We start from the raw sequence: 13,975 nt of genomic DNA on the forward strand, positions 1-13,975 counted from the left end.
TCCAATCGGGACCCCGCCAATCTGGATCGCCTTCTTTTGGATAGAACGCGAACGCCGACCGAATGGCAGTTGCTATGGCATCTGTAGGGTCGTCTGACATAGGCAGGTGCTTCCAGCTGATACCGAGCCAACGCTACAAGCGAAGCCAGGGAACGGATAACGGCGCCCCATCCGTTTGCTGCAGGCTTTATCCCTCGATGCGCAACTCACCTTCGAAACTACTTGTTCAAACCGGCTGTCGGATTTGGTCCATCCGGCGTCGGCGCAACGGCCATCGCCGAAACCACGCCATTGATAAGGCGGTCGGTCTCGACAGGCGAACTTGTATCGAGATTTTCGGTCAACGCGAAATCGGTCACGTCGGCCGGAAATTCCACTGGATTGTCGGTATGGATGAAATGCCCAGTATCCGGATAGATCTTCAGGATCGGGCGGTTGTTCGCGCGCGTCATCCGCGTCATGAACGGCGTGATGATGTCGCGCCCGAGGTCCTTCAACCCGTTAAAGGGATTGCCGGGAATGAAGGGCTCCTTGTCACCGAAGGCCAGGAAGATCGGGACCTTGATATCTGTCAGCCTCCGATAGAGATTCTTTGGATCATCCTGCTGCAGCTCCGACACCATGCCGTAGATGTCGAGAATATACACAGTGGCCCATTGCTCGAGCTCTCTCGGATTGCCTTTGGTGAGGCCGACACGCTGCTCGGTATGCAACCGCGCATACTCGCTGTCGTTCATAAAGTAGCCGCTCTTGCTACGCCCGATCACTCCGGTGACGGGATCGCGCTTCTTGAAATAGAAGAAGTCGCGGATATTCTGCTCCGGACGGGCGATTTCGTTTGCCAGGATCTGGGTCGGTCCCCAGACATCCTTCCATTTCTCGAAGTTGCGTTCGAGCGAGGCGTCGAACAGCTTTGCAGTCTTGCCCGGCGCAATCGTTACTTCGCGCGGATATTCCTCCAAACCAGCCGGCGCCTCGAGGATCAGGCTCTTCACAGCGTCGGGATATGTCAGCGCGTAGCCCAGGATCAACTGGCCACCCAGCGAATGGCCAAGATAGGTCGCTTGCTTGACCTTGAGCTGGTTGACGACAAGGTCATAGACCACCTCACGCATGTCCTGCATGGTGCGCGCCGGGCTCTTGTCGAGATTGCCGGGACCTGACATGCCATAGTGTGGCAAGTCGGGGGCGATCACACGCAGCCCGCTGCGCAGCGCATACTGCATGATATTGCCATAGTGGCCGGCGAACGTCCCCTTGCCATGAATGATGACGAGGACCTTCGGATCATTCTCGGTGCCATAGTATTCATCCATGTAGCCGATCTGCCAAGCCGTGCCCTTGGCGTCCTTGGCGTTGGCGTACTTCACCGGATAGGGATAGGTGACGTAGTCCTTCCAGAACGATTTCTTCGGATCGATGTCGGACGCCACGCCCGGCGTACGGAAATTCTTGTCGACAAACTGCTGCGCTCTATCGAGGCTGGCAACGTCGTCCATGAATGCCACAAACTTCGGATCGTTCTTGTGGCCATTGATGATCGAGAATACGCCGTAATGCGCAACAGGGCTCTCTTCGGCAATCAGGTCGGCACCCGGAATGTTTTCGACCGCTCTCTCGGCAAGCTTGAAGTTGAGCCACAGGTCGTTCTTGATGTGCATGACCAGCGTGCGTGACTGTATGCGGCCGAGGTCACTGTTGATGTTGTGAAGCTCGCCAACGCGGTTGCGCCAAACAAGGTCAACGGCGTCATACAGCTTGGAGCGATTGATGACGTTGAGCCCGGCCTTCTCGTTTGGCGGATCCCAATAGAAGATTTCCGGCTGCACTGCGGTAAACGCCTGCGTGGACCGGTACGACAGATCGTAGCCGGTCAGGCCGAGCACCGACCAGCCGAACGCCATGCCCATCAGCGGGTGCTTCTCCTTGGGCAGCTTGTAGTAGTCGCCGTCGGTCTGCTGCCAGACCGGATCGGCCTCGATTGCAGCCGTCATCAATTGGAACGTCCAATTGCCGACGGGATCACCGGCGTCCGATTGTGTCGTACCGCCGATCGGCATGAGCGCACTGACATATTCCGGATGCATGACGCCCCAGACATAGGTCTGCGTGCCTCCCATCGAAACGCCCGCAGCGAGCGCGACCCGCGCAATCTTCAGATGATCACGAAGCATTCGGTAGTTCGCCTGCACCATGTCGAAATAGGTGTACTGGGGGAACTTGATCCCGAGGCCATCCGAGGGCTTGCTTGCGCCCCAGGTCCCCAGCGGATCAACCATCACGACGTAATAGCGGTCAGTGTCGATCGGGCGGCCCGGTCCGATGATCGGGACACTACCCGAGAGCGCGGCGCCTTTGACCCACTGCTCATACATGTCAGTGGAGTCGCCGGAGTAATAGGAGTTAATAACCACAGCGTTGGTGATCTCGCCGGCGGCGTTGCGCCGCGGCGTACCAACCGCAATATAGGCAGTGCGCAGTTTTCCTCCACCGAGCGATTCTAGGGTGACGCCCCCCTCACCGCCATTTTCCCATTTGGAAGGATTAGCCAGGTCATACTTGCCGCCGAGCTTGAAGTCGGCGATCTCGTAGTATTGTTTCAGGCTGTCATGCTGGACTTGCGACGAACGGCGCGTGAACGGCTGGGCGGTCGCAACCGATGCGCTAAAGGCGAGCAGCAACAGGCCAATGAAGAGACGCCTCATGGAAATTCTCCCTGACCGGGTTTTGGGGGAGATTCCGTCGGCCACGCGCGGCCGACGTTGACCTAAGTCAAGGGAACGGCTGGGTGCGCGCTCCAACGTGATGCCCGAAAGCATCGACCAAGTGAAGCGAATGCCGTTCCTATCGTATGGGTCGCACCGCATCCGTTATGAGCTGGACGGCCCCACCGACGCGCCGGCCTACGTGCTCGTTAACGGGCTTACCCAATATTCGGAGCTCTGGGCAGCTTATCGGGATGCGCTGGTCGGTAAGGGATTTCGTGTCGCGACCTTCGATCTGCTCGGCCAGGGCGCCTCGGCCAAACCGGAGCTGTTCATCAGCCAGGATGATCAGGTTGAGGCGCTGCGGCTGCTAATTGCTGAACTCGGTCAAGGTCCAGTATTCCTCGGCGGCATCAGTTTTGGCGCGCTGATCGCGCTGCGCTATGCGATCTTGCACGGAGATCGGCTGTCGGGCCTGGTGCCTATGAGCGCCTTCGCAGAACTGTCGCCGCAACTCCTTCTGCTCGGTAATGCACTACGCACCGCCTTGATCCTGGGCGGCACCAGCTATTTGCAGGATTTGTTACTGCCGATGAACCTCTCCGATTCATGGCTCAAGCCGCTACTTTGCAATCTCGATGCGGTGAAACGGCAGGGCTGGTTGGTCAACGACGTCTATGCGCTGCAAAATCTGATGGAGTCCTTCCTCGACTTCCAGCCGCTGACGCCGCAACTGGCGTCGATCAAGACGCCGACGATGATCCTCAACGGCGAATTTGACTTCCTAACTCCGCGTTCCCTGCACGAAACACTGCGCACTCACATACCCGACAGCTCACTGGTCATCATTCCAAATGCTTATCACGCCTTTACACTCGAGAAGGCTGTCCTGACCGCCGACCTGCTCGCACGTTTCGCTGAAGACGTGCTGGCGAAGCGCTGGCAGGGCAAGCAAGCGGTATGGATCGCGCCCGACGACGCCGGTGGCGAGATGTTGCCTTTTCCGGCCGGCTTCGATCACCTGCGCGCAATTCCCGTGCAAAGAGCTGCCCCATGAATCAGTTCTTCGGCCCGCTCGATTCCCTCGGTCGCGTGCCGCCGCTGCAGCAAACTCGGGTCGCATCATTCCTGGTCTCGGTGCATGGCGCGCTGGCACGACAGCTGGCTCTCACGCTGCCCGGCCAGTTCAAGGCCGGCTGGCAAACTGAATTGAACGCACAGCTTTATCGCGAGACAGAGATCGTTTCGCTGCTCATGCGCGCGACCTCGTGGGTGCCGGACATCATGATTCCCTACCACGCGCTGACCTGGGAAACGGCGTGGCTGCCCAACCCGGCTTCCGGTGTTGCCGATCAGCGACTTGCCACAGCCATCGACATTGCGGCGCTCAGCCATGCCGCGCATGCTGCGATCCGGCCGGCCGCCATCCTCCCCCTCGAGGCGTCCGCGGATGATCCCTTCGTCGTGGCTTTGCGGCGCATCGAATTTGAAAGCAGCCGCCTAATCCAGGCACAGATCCATTTTCTGAAAGGTGACGAGCTCAAACCGGTCCGTGACGCCGTCAGTGCAGCCGTCAACGACCGGCATCGACAGGTGCGCAAATTATGGGCGGAAGTACTGAATAGTATCGGGATTGGGCATCGCACAGACGACGAATGACGCCCTGACCTTGACCCAGATCAACGATGCCATCACGCCAAGCGACAGTGTTCCCTGAATCGTCCCCCTCGGATCGATTGCGGGAGCTCGAACATGAAGGCCGTATCCGCCGAAGAAGCTGTTGCGATGATCCCGAACAACGCGCGCGTCATGGTCGGCGGCTTCATGGGCGTGGGCACGCCGGAGCGCCTGCTTGACGAACTGGTCCGACAGAACAAATCGGGCTTGGTGCTGATCAGTAACGATGCGGCAACGCCCGGCAAGGGTGTCGGTAAACTGTTCGAAGGCTCGCAGGTGTCGAGCATGATCGGCACCCATATCGGACTGAATCCGAAGGCGCAGCAGCAGATGCTGGGGAAGCAGATCACGGTCGACCTGATTCCGCAGGGCACTTTCGTTGAACGCATCCGCGCGGGCGGCTGTGGTCTTGGCGGCGTCCTGACGCCTACCGGCGTCGGCACGCTGGTCGAGGAAGGCAAACAGAAGATCGAAGTCGACGGCAAGCCGTATCTGCTGGAGACCGCGCTGCGCGCCGATTTCGCGCTCGTACACGCCTTCCTGGCCGACTACGCCGGCAACCTGTCCTACGCTCTCACCGCCCGAAACTTCAATCCAGTCATGGCGATGGCGGCCGATACCGTGATCGTGACCGCCGAACATATCGTTCCGGTCGGCGTCATTGCTCCCGATCACGTCATCACGCCGGGACCATTGGTCGATTATCTCGTCGCGAACGGGTGACCCATGGATGCACAAACCATCATCGCGCGTCGTGTAGCGAAGGAACTACGGCCCGGCAACCTCGTCAATCTCGGCATCGGAATTCCGACCCTGGTTGCAAACTACGTTCCCGCCGGGCTCAAGGTATTCTTCCAGTCCGAGAACGGCTTGATTGGCACTGGTCCAATTCCCGAACAGGGCATGACCCATCCGCTGCTAACCGATGCCGGCGGCAAGCCGATCAGCGCATTGCCGGGAGCGGCCATTTTCGACAGTGCGATGTCGTTCGGCCTGATCCGCGGCGGTCACGTCGACATAACGGTGCTGGGCGGCCTGCAGGTCGACGCCGCCGGCCACCTCGCCAACTGGATGATCCCGGGTAAAATGGTGCCAGGCATGGGCGGCGCCATGGACCTCGTCAGCGGCGCGAAGCGCGTCATCGTCGCCATGCAACATGCGGCAAAGGGAAAGTCGAAGATCGTCGCCAGATGCAACTTGCCTCTGACATCCGCGCGCCCCGTGGATCTCGTGGTGACCGATCTTGCGGTGATCGCCTTCCCGGGTGGCAAGGCGACCCTTCTGGAAACGGCGCCGGGCCTGACGATCGCCGAGGTCCTGGCGGTGACGGAGGCCGAGCTCACAATTCCCGATGCAGTTCCGGAAATGATCCTCTGAAGAGAGCGAGCCGACGCCATGCGGATATTTAACGGGTTTGACGAACTCAAGGCAGCGGTAGGCACCGAAATCGGCGTCAGTGACTGGCTCGAGATAACGCAGGAGCGCATTAGCAAATTCGCGGCTGCCACCTGCGACGAGCAATGGATCCATGTCGACCAGGAGCGCGCGAAGGCCGAAATGCCTGGAGGCATGACCATCGCGCATGGCCTTCTGTCGCTCAGCCTGACACCGATGTTCATCCGCTCGGTGATGGGCTTGAAAGGGCTGAAAAACACAATCAATTATGGAGCGGACCGGATCCGGTATCTGGCGCCGGTCCCTGCTGGATCAAAGCTGCGCGGTCGCGTCAGCATTGCCGAAGCGGTCGACGTGCCGCCGAACGGGCTGAGGGTCCACTACCGCGTGGCGATCGAGATGGAGGGTGGCACGCGCCCCGCTTGCGTCGCCGACGTCATCGGCCTGCATTACAGGTAGCCGGACTTTCCGCGCTCTAATCGATGATGTGGTAACCGCCGTCGATGTAAAGCACGCTTCCCGTGATCAGCTTGGCGCCGTCGAGCGCGAGAAACGCCGTGGCCTTGCCAACGTCATCGATGCTGACGAGACTGCGCGTCGGCGCCTGCGACTGCGCCTTGTCCATCAGTTCATCGAACTCAGGAATCCCGGATGCCGCGCGCGTGGCGAGTGGCCCAGGCGAAATGGCATGGACCCGAATGCCTTTCGGCCCGAGCTCGGCCGCAATGTAGCGCACCGCCGCCTCAAGCGCCGCCTTCGCGACGCCCATGACATTGTAGTTCTTTACCACCATTTGGCTGCCGTAGTAGGTCATGGTGAATATCGTGCCGCCGTTCTTCATCAGCGGTTCCGCAAGATGGGCCATGCGCATGAACGACCAGCAGGACACGTCCATGGTCTTCTGGAAGCCCACCCGATCGACGTCGACCACACGGCCGTGCAACGCTTCCTTCGGTGAGAACGCGATCGAGTGAAGCAGGAAGTCGAGCTGACCCCACTCCTTCTCGACCCGCTCGAATACCTTCTCGGTCTCGCCCTCGATCATCACGTCAAGCGGCATGAAGATCGGCGATTCCAGCGCTTTGGCCAACGGCTCAACGTGCTTTTTGGCCTTCTCGTTCAGATAAGTGACAGCGAGGTCGGCACCGAGCGCGCGAAACGCCTTGGCACAGCCCCAGGCAATCGATTGGTCGTTGGCTATACCAACGATCAAGCCCTTCTTGCCCTTCAGCGCGATCTTGGTCTCAGGATAAACCGGGATACTCATGACACTCTCTCGCGTTTTGAGTTTGGCAATGGCTGGCTCACGAGCAGCGTCAACGTATGCTGCGCGATCATAAGTTCCTCATCGGTTGGCACGACGTAGACGGGAACTCGGCTGTCTGATCGAGATATTTTGGTCGCATGCCGTGCGTTCTCAACGGGATCGAGTTCGATCCCGAGCCATGCCAGCCTTTCCGAGATACGGGCACGGATCGAAACCGAGTTTTCGCCGATCCCCGCGGTGAAGACGAAGCCGTCGAGCCCCTCCAGCGCGGCTGCCAGCATGCCGGCGTTGAGACCGATGCGATAGACGAAATAGTCGATCGCAAAGACAGCCCGCGGGTCGGCGCTATTCTCGAGCTCACGCATATCGTTGCTGACGCCGGACAGACCTTTCAAGCCGCAATCGCGGTACAGGAAGTCTTGTACCTTGGGCGCGGACATCCCCTTCTCGGTGAGCAGGTACAGGACGACACCGGGATCGATCTGGCCGGGTCGCGTTCCCATCGCAAGACCATCGAGAGCCGTGAATCCCATCGTGCTCTCGACGCTCCGACCTGCCCGCATCGCACACATCGAGGCACCGCTGCCGAGATGGGCCACGATTACACGCCCGACCGCGACCTCTGGCGCCATTTGCGGCAGCCGCTTGGCCACATATTCGTAGGACAAGCCATGGAAGCCGTAGCGCCTGATGCCTTCGGCGTACAGTTGGTGCGGAATGGCATAATGGTCCGCCAGCGGGTCATGATCGCGGTGGAACGCCGTATCGAAGCAGGCCACCTGCGGCAAGCCCGGAAAATTGGTCAGCAGGGATTTAATGGGCGCCAGATTGTGCGGCTGGTGCAGCGGCGCCAGCGGCGCATAGCGTTCCAGCCGCGACACGACCACGGGATCGATCAGCACCGGACGCGCGTAGTCCGGACCACCGTGAACAACCCGATGGCCGACGGCGACGGGGTTGATGCTGAGCTCATCTCTCAACCAGGAGCCCGCGACGGACATGGCGGCAGGAACATCGGCAATCGCCTCGATCGGATAAGCGCGGTCGACCAGCGGCTCGCCGCTAGAGCCGCTGGCACGCATCCGCGGCCGGCTGCCGATGCCATCGATCTGGCCCTTCAGTTGCCGCCACAGGCGACCCTCGCCTTCCACCTCGAAGACCTGAAATTTCACGCTGGAGGAGCCGGCATTGACGACGAGGATCGTATCCATGGCGGTCACGCTGCTGCGATGGGAGCACTGCGACGTCGTGCAGCCGCGTAGAGGCAAGCCACGGCGGCGGATGCCATCCTTGACCGCGCAGAGTCGGCGCGCGATGTGAGCACGATCGGTACGCGCGCGCCGAGCACGATGCCGGCACCATCCGCTTTGGCGAAATAAGCCAGATTCTTCGCCAGCATGTTGCCGGACTCGAGGTCGGGCACGACCAAAATCTGGGCCCGGCCAGCAACTTCAGACCTGATGCCCTTGATCCGCGCCGCCTCCATGTCGATCGCATTGTCGAAAGCGAGTGGACCATCGAGCAGCGCGCCGGTAATCTGCCTGCGGTCCGCCATCTTGCAGAGCGCAGCCGCCTCGATGGTCGACGGGATCTTCGACGTCACCGTCTCGACTGCCGACAGGATTGCCACCCGCGGTGTCGTGCCGAAGCCGGCCTGATTATAGAGATCGACGGCATTCTGGATGATATCGCGCTTGTCGTCGAGATCGGGAAATATGTTGATGGCGGCATCGGTGACGAACACCGTTTCGGTATAGGCAGGCACATCCATGACGAACACATGGCTGATGCGCCGGTCGGTGCGCAGCCCACCGACCTTTGCTGTCACGCTGCGCATCAGCTCATCGGTGTGGAGGCTGCCTTTCATCAGGACTTCGCCTCTGCCTTCATGAATCAGCTCGACAGCCTTGGCCGCGGCAGCGGCCTCTGTTGGCGGCGTATCGACGATCTCATAACTCGCGATGTCGAGATTGTGCTTCGCTGCGGCATCCCGGATCCGCGCGGCCGGACCGACAAGAACCACCTTGATGATCCCGGCTTCAGCGGACTCGATTGCCCCTCGTAGTGAGCTCTCGTCACAGGGATGCACGACGATCGTGGAGACCGACGGGACGCCCTTCGCGGCGACTATGAGGCGATCGTATTTCGAGCCCGGCTGGGTCTCGTTCGCTCCGGTTGCCATGATACCCTTCGCTCCGCTCTGCGTTGTTATGATGCGCGGGCTTTTGGATCGAAAGGGACCGTATTGTCCTGACCGTCAAGCCCGAACAGTCCGGCGACTTGCTTCAAACGCTTGGCCACTTCGCCTGATATCTCCGCGCTTGCCGACAACACGTCCTGAATGGCGGCAAAGGCCCTGCGACGCTCGTCGAAATTGTCCGGCAGCAGTTTCGGAATGGCCGCGAGCGCGCCCTCCCGATCGAGCAGCAACATGAAGAACTGCTCACGGACCAGCATCTTGAACTCCGCGAGCGTCATGCGCGCGGCCTCATCGGCCTGGCGAAGCCGCCGCAGCGCTTCAAGACTGCGCTCGTCCACCATGCCCCGGGCCGATCCGACATAGAGCAAGGCCCGAATGCCCGCTTCTCGCATACCGCCAGAGCCGATCCTGGATGTCAGCTCCGCTGTGCGGGCTTGCAAGAGCTCGCGGCGCTTTGGATCCATCTCGCGGCGTTGTGAGGGTGCCGACTGCGGATCAACCCCGACGGCGGCTTGCAGCGCCGGCGAGCCATAAATGGCAAGGAACATCGCCTCGCTCAGCGCCTCCTGCGAGTCGCGCCACTGATCGAGCGAACTAACGATCTGCTTGGATAGCAGCTCCTGGAACGCCAGGAAGGGATTGTCCTCGGCGACAGGCTTGCGCGTGTCGCGCGCCTTCTCCGCAGCGTTCTCGACCATTTTCATCCATGGGTTCTCGCTGCTAAACGCCTCGTATTGCAGGCGGAGCGGATGCCAATTGCGCATCATCTCCGCCATCTGTGGCGTCACCATCGATTTGACCCATGGCTGGACGAATTTCTGATAAGCGGCGAGATTCATTTCCGAGACTCGCTTGGCAGTCTCGAACCGCCGCTCATCTTCGGGCGAATTTCCGCCCATCGCGCGAATGTCGTCGAGCGTGCGGGCCTCGCAGCGCATCACCCATTGCCCAACCGCTAACTCATCATTGAGCGTATCGGATCCCCTCGCCTCGAACGTCGCCTCGTAAAGGCCGGGCGGTAGCACGTCGATCAAATCGATGTTGCTCGAGAATTCCGCATGCTCTTTCTTGGCGACACCGCCCGAAACGAAAATGCCGAGATGACCGACCGTCTCATGCACGGTGTAGACGATGGTCTGCCCGTGCGCCCTGATCTCGTCGACATCCGCGTAAAGGTCCAGTATCCAGTGCAGCGCCTGTTGTGGAGGCGTGATGTTGTCCCCTTTTGAGCAGAATACCACGATCGGCGAACGAATATTGCGCAGATCGACCGCGGCTCCGTTGGACATTTTGACACGGCCGGCAGCTAGATTGTTGCCGATGAAGAGCTCATCGACGATGAACTGGATCTCCTCGGCATTGAGGTTGACGTGCCCGCCCCACCAGCGCTCGAATTCGAGATACCGATCGGCCTCGGTGTCGACCTTGGAGAAGACGTTGTACTGCTTGGACCACAACGTGTTCGAGGGATTCTGGTTCTCGAAGTTCTGCACCAGCCAGGCACCGTCGAACTTGCCTGCGCCGAGGTCACTGAAAAGTGCGGTCAACCAGCTTCCGCCGAGCAGTCCGCCGGAATAGCGCATCGGATATTTGCCATGGACGCCAGCCCAATAAGCGAGCGGCGCTCCCGCCACGATCACCGGACCGAACAGCTCCGGCCGTAGCGAGGCAAGGATCATGATCGCCCAGCCGGCTTGGCAGTTGCCGATCACGCACGGCTTACCATCAGCTTCGGGATGCCGCTCAATGACTTTCTCGATGAAGATGGCTTCGGCGCGCGCAATGCGCTCGATCGTTTGGCCCGGCATGGGTTCGGGTAGGAAGCCGATGAAGTAACAGGAATGCCCCGCCTTCATGGCGACACCGATCTCGCTGTCGGCCTTGAAGCCGCCGATCCCCGGTCCATGACCCGCGCGCGGGTCGACGATAACAAACGGTCGGCGCTTGAGATCGATTTCTACGCCCTTGGGCGGGATAATGCGCACCAGCGCATAATTGACAGGCTGTTCCAGCTTGCGGCCGTCCAGTATCAACTCGGCTGCATAGCTCAACACGTGCGGTGCCGTCTGGGCGACGTGCTCACGATACTGATCACCGCGCCGGCGCAGGATGTCCAGAAGCAGCACGCTGCGCTGTCCGGCATCCACCATGTATTCCACGGCCTTGGCGATGACCCCCGACATGGGCCCGCCCGCGAGTTGCGGATTGTCCAGCGACATCATTTCGGTCCTTCCGCCAGCAATCCAATTGAAAGTGTTTTGCGCGCCCGGAATGTTGATCTAGGTCAAGCCACGAGCACGGCCCTGCGCCCTTTTCTGGCGCCGGGAGGACGGGTCATGCCGGTGCCTGAAAATTACGCAGCGAACGAATGTCTGCGCGATGGCCGAAGGGTCAATATCCGCTCGTTACGGCCTGACGACAAAGACGACATGCTGGCTGCAATCAGCCGCACCGGCAATCAATCACTTCAACGCCGCTTCTTCATTCCCAAGCGCAGTTTCTCGGAAAGGGAAATTACGTTCTTCATGAACATCGATTTTGCCAAACACGTCGCCTTGGTCGCGCTTGCCGACGAGAACGGACGTGAGGTGATCATCGGCAGCGGTCGCTACATCGTCTCGGCCTCGGGAGTAGCCGAGATCGCCTTCGCGGTGATCGACGTCTACCAGGGACAGGGCGTCGCCACCTTGCTCATGCACCACCTCATCATCCTGGCGCGCACGGCCGGCCTCAAGCAAATCGTCGCCGAAGTCCTGCCGGAGAACGCGGCGATGCGAAAGATTTTCAGCAAATTCGGCTTTCACAAGCGGAGCGGAGGGGATCCGCGGATCATTAGCCTGGTGCTGCCCCTCTAGGGCCGTGGCTCCCGGCCCAGGCTCATGCACGCCACCGATCACCGGACGCTCCCTGCCTAGTTTCCTCGACGGAAGGTCACTATGAGGAAAGCACATACAGACGAACGAGCCAAAAGCAGCATCCCGAACGTCCGTCGCGCCGAAGCGAGCGACGCAGCTGAAAGGAATGATGTTCTACCCAGCATCGAAATTTGGGACTGCGCAAACGTCAACTTGGCTGATTGGCTCTGCAAAAACGGCACTTGGCAAACCGGTCCTAAGAAACCGCGGATCTAGCGTTTCCGCTGGTGGCCGGCGCGGCGGGCGGGGACAATTGGGGGGCCGGGCGCGCATCAGCGAAGTATTGGCAGTATCCGCCCGAGCGCCGGCGGCGCCGCCAGTATTGACGAAAGTCGATGTCCCCGCGCTCGCGACTATTGCCATGCCTTCGGGCAATGGCCAGCGACCGAACGGCGTGACGTGGCGCTATGGTGCATTTTGGTTGCTCGGTTCGGCCTCCAAGGTTTGGACTGCCTGCCGCATCGGCTCAGGTGAGAGCCGCGATTGAGGCGGCCTTCGGGTGTCACGAACCCGCAACATATCCTGTGGCAATGTAAAACCTGCCGGGGGATTTTTAGGGGCCCGGTGTCGATCCAACGCCGCCAAGCGACTCATATTCCGCTTGGGCGGCGTTGCATTGTGGACAACAACCGTCATGTCACCGAAACTGCAATGCAGCCTTGGTGAGATTGTCGCGTGCTTAACCTGCGGGTTGGACCGCTAGCGCGGGCGGCGGGGTCAACTCGGGTTCCCGGCCCCAGGGTGGCCTCGCCAGCGGTCCATAGCTCGGCGCGATGGTTGGATCGTAAGCCGGTAGGCAACCGACTTACTCCCATCAAAAACCTCAAGCGACGTATCGCACACAGGACAGCGGTACTCTCCTTCGGACCTTCGTCCGCACCAAAGTTCCAACCGCCGGAAACCAGCTCCACAGCGCGGACAGGTCGCGTCCGTCTTACTCATATGCCTCACCCAAAGCCAAACCAGTCAATGACGGCTTAGCAAAACTTGCGAGGCCAAAGCATCAAAATTGAACAAGACCGCCAACTGAGACGCCCTTTCGTATTGGCCAAACTCTAGAACTATTCTAGCCTCTCCTACACATGGCATGTAGGTGGGGATATGTCCTTTGACCCGATGGCCGCTGCGGTTGATGGTGCTGTCCTATGGTCCGCTCGACTTCATCAGCCAGCGCCCGGGGATGCGCGGCCAGCTTGGCGACGGTTCTGTCTTGGTCGCGTTGGTCGCGAGCTTACTGATTCGTTAGGGCGTATACTCATCTGTGGACGCCCCGCGAGATGCAAGCGATTTCTAAAGAAGATCGGCACGTAGTCGGATGCTGCGATCTGTCCGGCATCTGATGGTGCAGCGATGAAGCTGCGGGCCCGTTAGGGAGTTCACGGACCGGAACCAAATCATAAAGGCGTGCTCGAGGCACGATGAGTACATCTGGTTCTTCCGGCCCCGTCTCGCCGACTGTTGCGCCATACTCTCCTTCGACCGACTGCATCTCTGGCGACCTCTGGGCCGCCAAGATCACGCCTTGGCGGCAACCGGAGCCCTGTAGTTCCCCTGCTTCACAAGGAGCGTCAAGACGATCCGCGCATGCGCGGTTTGCGAGCCAGCATCTGTTCGAGCCACGAACTCCCTTGGCGCGCCGCGTTTCCTCGCCTGTTGCACGACCGCACTGCTGCCGATGATGAGGAGGCGCAAATGGCGCATGATTTCTTGCTGGTCCAGCGGGCGGAAGATTTCTCGGACCAGCAAGAAAAGAAGCTGCTTGAACTCAAGAACCAGTTATGGGACGGGGCGGTGGCGGCTTGCCCGCAACCGAACT

General features: G+C 60.2%; 12 protein-coding genes. 7 read left to right on the forward strand and 5 right to left on the reverse strand.

All coding sequences use genetic code 11. The features are described 5' to 3' along the window. Window positions 1–218: 218 nt before the first annotated feature. Window positions 219–2,705, reverse strand: coding sequence for an alpha/beta hydrolase (locus tag AC066Y_RS37340; RefSeq protein ID WP_478278227.1), 2,487 nt, complete (start codon window positions 2,703–2,705; stop codon window positions 219–221). Window positions 2,706–2,835: 130 nt separating this feature from the next. Between AC066Y_RS37340 and AC066Y_RS37345 the strand changes: the two genes are divergently transcribed. The 5 genes from AC066Y_RS37345 to AC066Y_RS37365 all read left to right on the forward strand — a co-directional run bounded on the left by AC066Y_RS37345 (window position 2,836) and on the right by AC066Y_RS37365 (window position 6,236). After that, window positions 2,836–3,762, forward strand: a complete 927-nt coding sequence (locus tag AC066Y_RS37345) for an alpha/beta fold hydrolase (RefSeq protein WP_478278228.1) — start codon at window positions 2,836–2,838, stop codon at window positions 3,760–3,762. Beyond that, complete coding sequence (locus AC066Y_RS37350; RefSeq protein WP_478278217.1) at window positions 3,759–4,364, forward strand: hypothetical protein; 606 nt, start codon at window positions 3,759–3,761, stop codon at window positions 4,362–4,364. The genes AC066Y_RS37345 and AC066Y_RS37350 overlap by 4 nt, the downstream gene beginning before the upstream one ends. Window positions 4,365–4,457: 93 nt before the next feature. After that, on the forward strand, window positions 4,458–5,105 hold the full coding sequence (locus tag AC066Y_RS37355; protein WP_478278218.1) for a CoA transferase subunit A: 648 nt from the start codon (window positions 4,458–4,460) through the stop codon (window positions 5,103–5,105). 3 nt (window positions 5,106–5,108) lie between these two features. Next, window positions 5,109–5,759, forward strand: a complete 651-nt coding sequence (locus AC066Y_RS37360; RefSeq protein WP_478278219.1) for a 3-oxoacid CoA-transferase subunit B — start codon at window positions 5,109–5,111, stop codon at window positions 5,757–5,759. A gap of 18 nt (window positions 5,760–5,777) precedes the next feature. Beyond that, window positions 5,778–6,236, forward strand: coding sequence for a MaoC family dehydratase (locus tag AC066Y_RS37365; protein WP_478278220.1), 459 nt, complete (start codon window positions 5,778–5,780; stop codon window positions 6,234–6,236). A 16-nt stretch (window positions 6,237–6,252) separates the two neighbouring features. Here the strand turns inward: AC066Y_RS37365 and fabI are convergent, their stop codons facing one another. From fabI to AC066Y_RS37385, 4 genes are read right to left on the reverse strand one after another with little or no spacing between them, the layout of a single operon-like run. Further along, entirely contained in the window at window positions 6,253–7,044 is a 792-nt protein-coding gene (gene fabI, locus AC066Y_RS37370) for an enoyl-ACP reductase FabI (protein ID WP_478278221.1), read from the reverse strand. Further along, window positions 7,041–8,255, reverse strand: a complete 1,215-nt coding sequence (locus AC066Y_RS37375; protein ID WP_478278222.1) for an acetate/propionate family kinase — start codon at window positions 8,253–8,255, stop codon at window positions 7,041–7,043. The genes fabI and AC066Y_RS37375 overlap by 4 nt, the downstream gene beginning before the upstream one ends. A 5-nt stretch (window positions 8,256–8,260) precedes the next feature. Next, entirely contained in the window at window positions 8,261–9,226 is a 966-nt protein-coding gene (locus AC066Y_RS37380) for a phosphate acetyltransferase (RefSeq protein WP_478278223.1), read from the reverse strand. A gap of 26 nt (window positions 9,227–9,252) precedes the next feature. Continuing rightward, window positions 9,253–11,463 (reverse strand): DUF3141 domain-containing protein, encoded by a 2,211-nt coding sequence (locus AC066Y_RS37385; protein WP_478278229.1) that lies wholly within the window; start codon window positions 11,461–11,463, stop codon window positions 9,253–9,255. A gap of 117 nt (window positions 11,464–11,580) precedes the next feature. On the opposite strand from AC066Y_RS37385, the gene AC066Y_RS37390 reads away from it, so the two are divergent. Both AC066Y_RS37390 and AC066Y_RS37395 read left to right on the forward strand, forming a co-directional pair. Continuing rightward, complete coding sequence (locus tag AC066Y_RS37390; RefSeq protein WP_478278224.1) at window positions 11,581–12,099, forward strand: N-acetyltransferase family protein; 519 nt, start codon at window positions 11,581–11,583, stop codon at window positions 12,097–12,099. A 1,644-nt stretch (window positions 12,100–13,743) separates the two neighbouring features. Further along, window positions 13,744–13,975: hypothetical protein (locus tag AC066Y_RS37395; RefSeq protein WP_478278225.1), on the forward strand; the 232-nt coding region annotated here is incomplete at its 3' end.

The sequence above is a fragment of the Bradyrhizobium sp. USDA3010 genome, from assembly GCF_056429065.1.